At 32.8% G+C, this 6,190-nt stretch carries 6 protein-coding genes and 1 pseudogene; 4 read left to right on the plus strand and 3 right to left on the minus strand.

The window, feature by feature from the left end; all coding sequences use genetic code 11:
* Positions 1-8: 8 nt before the first annotated feature.
* Genes ACFSX9_RS12920 through creD form a run of 3 tightly spaced genes read left to right on the plus strand, consistent with a single transcriptional unit; the run spans position 9 to position 2,110 of the window.
* On the plus strand, positions 9-470 hold the full coding sequence (locus tag ACFSX9_RS12920) for a hypothetical protein (RefSeq protein WP_379808308.1): 462 nt from the start codon (positions 9-11) through the stop codon (positions 468-470).
* 7 nt (positions 471-477) lie between these two features.
* Entirely contained in the window at positions 478-795 is a 318-nt protein-coding gene (locus ACFSX9_RS12925; RefSeq protein ID WP_379808309.1) for a hypothetical protein, read from the plus strand.
* Positions 796-826: 31 nt separating this feature from the next.
* Positions 827-2,110 carry a cell envelope integrity protein CreD gene (gene creD, locus ACFSX9_RS12930; RefSeq protein ID WP_379808343.1) on the plus strand — a complete coding sequence of 428 codons (1,284 nt, stop codon included), beginning with the start codon at positions 827-829 and terminating at the stop codon, positions 2,108-2,110.
* Positions 2,111-2,309: 199 nt separating this feature from the next.
* Here creD and rocD read toward each other — a convergent pair whose 3' ends face one another.
* From rocD to ACFSX9_RS12945, 3 genes and pseudogenes are all read right to left on the minus strand, one after another.
* Positions 2,310-3,590, minus strand: coding sequence for an ornithine--oxo-acid transaminase (gene rocD, locus ACFSX9_RS12935; RefSeq protein WP_379808311.1), 1,281 nt, complete (start codon positions 3,588-3,590; stop codon positions 2,310-2,312).
* Between the two features lie 158 nt (positions 3,591-3,748).
* Positions 3,749-4,159, minus strand: coding sequence for an OsmC family peroxiredoxin (locus ACFSX9_RS12940; protein WP_379808313.1), 411 nt, complete (start codon positions 4,157-4,159; stop codon positions 3,749-3,751).
* A gap of 89 nt (positions 4,160-4,248) precedes the next feature.
* Positions 4,249-4,446, minus strand: a pseudogene (locus tag ACFSX9_RS12945) (DUF1697 domain-containing protein); the annotation flags it as partial.
* 106 nt (positions 4,447-4,552) lie between these two features.
* On the opposite strand from ACFSX9_RS12945, the gene ACFSX9_RS12950 reads away from it, so the two are divergent.
* Positions 4,553-5,914, plus strand: a complete 1,362-nt coding sequence (locus ACFSX9_RS12950) for a DUF2931 family protein (protein ID WP_379808315.1) — start codon at positions 4,553-4,555, stop codon at positions 5,912-5,914.
* Positions 5,915-6,190: the final 276 nt, after the last annotated feature.

Genomic DNA, 6,190 nt, shown 5'->3' on the forward strand with positions numbered 1-6,190 from the left:
TTAAAATTATGAAAGATTTATTTATTGAAAAAATGTATGAACTCAGCAAAAAGCCTTATCAAAAGTTCATCAAAAAAGGAAAAGCTTGGGAAATAAATATTCCGCAATTAATACAACTTCCTGCAGATAGTTTGGGTTTTCATTTGGGTTGCTTCCTGCTGAAATACAATTTTGAAATCCAACCAAAACTGGAAGATCACGATGTAATTCACGTCTTAACAAATACCGGAATTTCAGTTGTTGAAGAAATTGGAATGCAATATTATCTTTTTGGAAACGGAAAAAGAAGCTTGTATTTACTACTGGTAATTCTTTCGGGAACACTATTCTACCCTACTAAAATATCTTATTTCGAAGAGGAATTTCGCAAAGGAAATCGAGCTCATCAATTTTATGGTTTAGACTTTCTCAATATGCTAACATTACCGCTAACATCAATTCAGGACACTTTTAATATCAATAAAAACTAATACAACTATGGAAACATATTTTTTAAACTTACCTATTTCGACTAAAATCGCTTTTATTTCTTTTTCAATTGGAACACTCTTATTCGGCACGTATTTCCTGATACCAAGATCCAATAATTTGATAATTATCGGTTTGTCTTATACACTAATTGCAATAACAACTAATGGAATTATATTCTTAAAACTCATTTATAATTGGATAAAATCACCTACAAAAAGATTCTCCATCGAAAAACAAGCATTAATAGTACTAGCGAATATTCCAATCGCAATTCTTTACTTTTTTATCATTACTAACAACATTATATCAACTTCACCTTTTTAAACTTTAATAAATTATGGAAAATCAAACAGAAATTCAACCAGAAATTCAACCAAAAACTTCTTTTTTTCAATCTTCGACAGCCAAAATGATGTTGGTCGGAATTTTAACTTTGGTATTACTAATTCCGCTATCCTTAGTGCAAAATTTAATCTCAGAAAGAAGCATTCGTCAAAAAGAGGTCGTTACAGAAACCACTTCGAAATGGGGTGGAAAAATCGCGTTTCAAGGACCAATTTTAAAAATACTTTATACCGATCCGCTCACCAAGAAAAACAATTTTGCGTATTTTTTTCCCGAAGAATTAAAAGCAAACATTCAAACTACAATGGAAAAACCATTAGAGCGAAGCATTTATAAATCAAACGTTTTTACGAGCGAAATGAAATTCGACGGGAAATTTACAAAACCAAATTTCGAAAGTATTCCGGCTGAAAATATCCATTGGAATCAGTCGAAAATCATTATCAAAACCACCAATTTAAAAAGTCTAAAAGACGAAGTAAGCATAAATTTAAATTCGAAGAAACTAACCTTCGAACCAGCAAATACAACTTCTGGCGATAGCATTGAAAGTTTAGAAACCAACTATTTCGATTATGGTTCGAGTCAAAATGAAGGGAATTTCAAATTTGACATTTCATTCAAGGGAAGTCAGCAAATTAAAGTCGTTCCTATTGGAAAAACAACTTCTGTAACTATGAATTCGAACTGGAATTCTCCAAGTTTTAATGGCAATCACGCTCCAATAACAAGAGAAGTTACTGAAAAAGGATTCAAAGCCGATTGGAAAATCCTCCATTTCAACAGACCTTTTGCCCAAAACTATTTTGGCAATTTACCATCGTTATACCAACACAGTTTAGCGGTCGATTTTATTACGCCGGTTGATGAATACCAACAAAACGAGCGAGCTTCAAAATATGGTTTTTTAGTAATTGGATTAACTTTTTTAATCTTCTTTTTAATTCAATCCATCAGCAAAATCAACATTCATATTTTTCAATATTCTATGATTGGAATTGCCTTAATTATGTTTTATACCTTACTAATTTCCATCACCGAACACAGTAGTTTTTCATTGGCTTATGCCATTTCAGGAACTTCCGTAATCGCCTTAATTTCGCTGTATTCCATCTCCATTCTAAAAGATAGAAAATTCCCGTTATTTATCGCGGTTTCACTAACCGTTTTATACACATTTATCTACGTCATCATCCAGCTCGAAGATTACGCCTTATTAGTAGGAAGCATCGGATTATTCTTAATTTTAGCCGCTGTAATGTATTTCTCCCGAAAAATAGAATGGACAAAATAGATTTGGAGCGAATGGCTTGGGCATTTTTTGGTTTCCCTATTCCCGCTGTTCGTTGCAATCTTGCCAAAAAAAGGCAAGGATTTCCACTTCCATCGGGGCTAAAGAGCCAATCATTTGTATAAAAATCAAAACTCCGAAAGAAAATTAAATTTCAATCGGAGTTTTTTTTATTTTTTGAACAACTTATATTTTCAGAATCCTATTTCTCAAATTCTTTTAAAGTATTGATAATAATACCAACACAAGCTCTTAATTCTTCTTCAGTCATTACTAATGGCGGTGCAAAACGAATAATGTTTCCATGTGTAGGTTTTGCTAACAAACCGTTTTCAGCTAAACGAACACAAATATTCCAAGCCGTGTCGCTTTCTTCCGTATCGTTAATCACTACAGCGTTTAACAATCCTTTTCCTCTTACTAACGTCGCGATGTTTGAAGTTGCAATAAATGCATCTAATTCATCACGGAATATTTTACCTAATTTACGTGCATTTACAGCTAATTTCTCATCTGTAACTACTCCTAAAGCAGCCATTGCAACTGCCGCCGCAACTGGATTTCCACCAAAAGTAGATCCGTGTTGTCCTGGCTTAATTACATTCATAATCGAATCGTTTGCTAAAACTGCCGAAACAGGATAAGCACCACCCGATAAAGCTTTACCTAAAATTAAAATATCAGGTTGCACATAAGTTGCCTGTTTTTCACATGTAGCATCACAAGAACAACTTCCACAAACTGCTAATAAAGAACCTGTTCGTGCAATTCCTGTTTGTACCTCATCAGCGATGAATAACACATTATTTGCTTCACAAAGTGCTTTTGCTTTTGCTAAATAATCAGTTGCTGGTGTATAAACTCCAGCTTCCCCTTGAATCGGTTCTACTAAAAATCCAGCAATATTTTTTGATGATTTAATTACTTTTTCTAAAGCTGCTACATCATCATAAGGAACGCTAATAAAACCAGCAGTATAAGGTCCGAAGTTTTTACGTGCATTTTCATCATTTGAAAACGAGATAATTGTAGTAGTTCTTCCGTGGAAGTTACCATCACACACAATAATTTGTGCATCATTTTCATTGATTCCTTTTTTCTCATAAGCCCATTTTCTACAAAGTTTTAAAGCCGTTTCCACAGCTTCTGCACCTGTATTCATTGGTAATACTTTATCAAATCCAAAATAGTTCGTTATGAATTCTTCATAAACACCTAATTTATCATTGTAAAACGCTCTAGATGTTAAAGCTAAAGTTTTTGATTGTTCAATTATTGCATCAACAATCCTTGGATGACAATGTCCTTGGTTCACAGCCGAGTAAGCTGACAAAAAATCGTAATACTTTTTTCCATCAACGTCCCAAACATAAACACCTTCTCCTCTATTTAATACTACAGGAAGCGGGTGATAATTGTGTGCTCCGTATTTTTCCTCTAATGCAATTGCTTCTGCCGAAGTCATTTTTTCTAAAACTGACATAAATTTTGATTTTATTGATTGTTACATCGCAATTCCTTCTTTTATGGAGAGAAATCATCCCATACACTACAAAAATAGAAATTTTACATCATTTAGTTCCTACTTCGAAAAAGAATAAAGCAGAAATAGTATTATCTATAAAGATTCTAATTAACGAATTATAGCAAAGTCGCTTCCGAGGTAATGTCAGTATTGTACAATTTTGAAATTAGACAATTTTTTTCTGCCTTCTTCACAATCTCCTGAAATTTCTCATCAGTAATCCCTTTGATTTTTGCTTCCACTTTTAAATGTGAACCAACAATTAAGAGATCAACTAAGTTAATTTCGCATTTGGTTTCAATATTTTCAATGTCGTAATTTTCTTCCCATAAGTAAGCTGCGATTTGCATGGTGAAACATCCTGAATGCGCCGCAGCAACTAGTTCTTCTGGGTTTGTTCCTATTCCATCTTCAAAACGAGTTTTAAATGAATATTGGGTATTATCTAAAACCTTGCTTTGCGTAGTTAATTTTCCGTTTCCTTCTTTTAAAGTTCCTTTCCAAACTGCTGTTGCATTTCTTTTCATAGTGTTTATTTTTAGTTGTTTCTCAAAGTTATTAATAACCACCAACTTAACAAAATGGATGGTAAAACCTTAATTAAAAATTAACACAATTATTCTTCATACATTTTCAATAAAGTACTAACTGTATTCCAATTTCTTATGGTTGCCACAGTGTTTAATTTTTTCTCAATATATTTTTGATCTAATCGTGTTTTACCAGCACCCACGGCATATTTAATATAAATTCTACTAGAATCAATCGCCGCTTCATCAGTTTTAAACTGACTTATTCTTAAATCATTGACTGCTATAAGCTAAGAATTATACTAATAAAAAAACAGATCTTTACTACTTTTTTGTACTTTTAAACACTTGTACAGGATAATTAGTGAATTTTCATCATCATTTAAAAATATGACCACAGAACAACCCACAGAGGAAAAGAACTTCTATTACAAAATATTTTTAGCCGTTGTTGCAGTGGCTGTTTTAGACATCGCCTATTTATTGTACCGTTCAATGAGCTCAGAAATCTCATTTTATTTTTTCAGCTTAAGCGAAAAAACTATTTTCATCATTTTATCACTAATAGCTATGCCAATCAACTATGCACTTATCGCCCTTACCACTTTATTTATAAAAAAGACAAATAGAAACTTATATATAAGTGCCGCGGTGATAGGCATAACTACCTTATTTATTATACATACTAATACTGCTGCGGCAAACTACAATTACGATCAAGAACAAATAATAGACAGTATGAATTTAGAATATTTTAAGTGGGAAGAAAATAATAATGCACCTTTAGGCTATCCCATCGATGTGTATAGCGGCGGACTTAAGCTCCGAGGAGGTGGCTCTGTAGGGTTAAGTTTAGGAACTTCCTCTGGCAGAAGAGGTTGGGGTTCGTATGGTGCTGGTATGACTAGTGGCAGAAAATCATTACCTGACAGCCTTGACATCACGTGGTTGTCTTATGCTGAAGACACTTTTTATCATATTAACTGTGCTATAGACTATGAAAGAATGCTACATTTATTTCAAGAGGGTTATGATGAAAAGGATGCAGGCGGTAACATAAGACATGAGACTTACAATACTATTATTGTGGGCTATGCACCTGGTGGCGTTGTTGTGGTATGGGTATTTGGATCTAGCAAACAAGTTGAAGTAGGTCGGTATCAAGGTCAAAAAACAACAATTGATCAGCAAGAAATAGATCATTTAGATTATCCTAAAAAACTATTTTTTCAGCAGGCTTACAGAGATGATAAAATGAATAATCAGCATATAGTACCTACTAAAGTTAGAGAAGCCAACAAAAACAAACCCATCCCCTATGGTTTGTGGGACAACTACAGGGTAAAGTATTTATGGCGACCAGTTTTTAAACAAAATAAATTTGATGATTCCACTTTCTCTATGATTAGTGCACGTTTAGAAATGTTTAATGGGGAAATTGAAGAATTATTTGATGAGGGACTTCAACAGAAAGTCTTTACTGCGAAAGCTATTCCTGATGGATTCAATATAATTTGGAGAGATAAAAATGGAGAAGTACACAGTGGTACAGTAGATTTTGATGAGAAGACAGCTTTTGAGGCTTTTAACGAAATATACAAAAATGATAAAGATGGTGAAGCAGAGCTAATAATTAGTGTAAATGTTCCAAATACTTTTATTACCGTAATGCTAAAAAGTAGAGACAAGGAAGTATCATTAAATAACAATGCAAAAGTAAAGGTATTCAAAACTAGCCAAAAATTTAATTAATGGGTATCTCATTTTTATACACTATTTAATAAATAATTTAGTACATTTTTTTTTGTACTTTTAACGAACTTTCACTAGGAAATCAGTGTACAATTATCATCATTTAAAAAATATGACCACAGAACAACCCATAAAGGAAAAGAATTTCTATTACAAAATATTTTTAGCCGTTGTTGCAGTAGCTGTTTTAGAAATCGCCTATTTATTTTACCGTTCAATGAGCTCAGAAATCTCATTTTATTTTTTCAGCTTAAGCGAAAAAACTATTTTCATCAT

Origin of the sequence: Flavobacterium ardleyense, assembly GCF_042686085.1 — a bacterium.
Taxonomy (GTDB): domain Bacteria; phylum Bacteroidota; class Bacteroidia; order Flavobacteriales; family Flavobacteriaceae; genus Flavobacterium; species Flavobacterium ardleyense.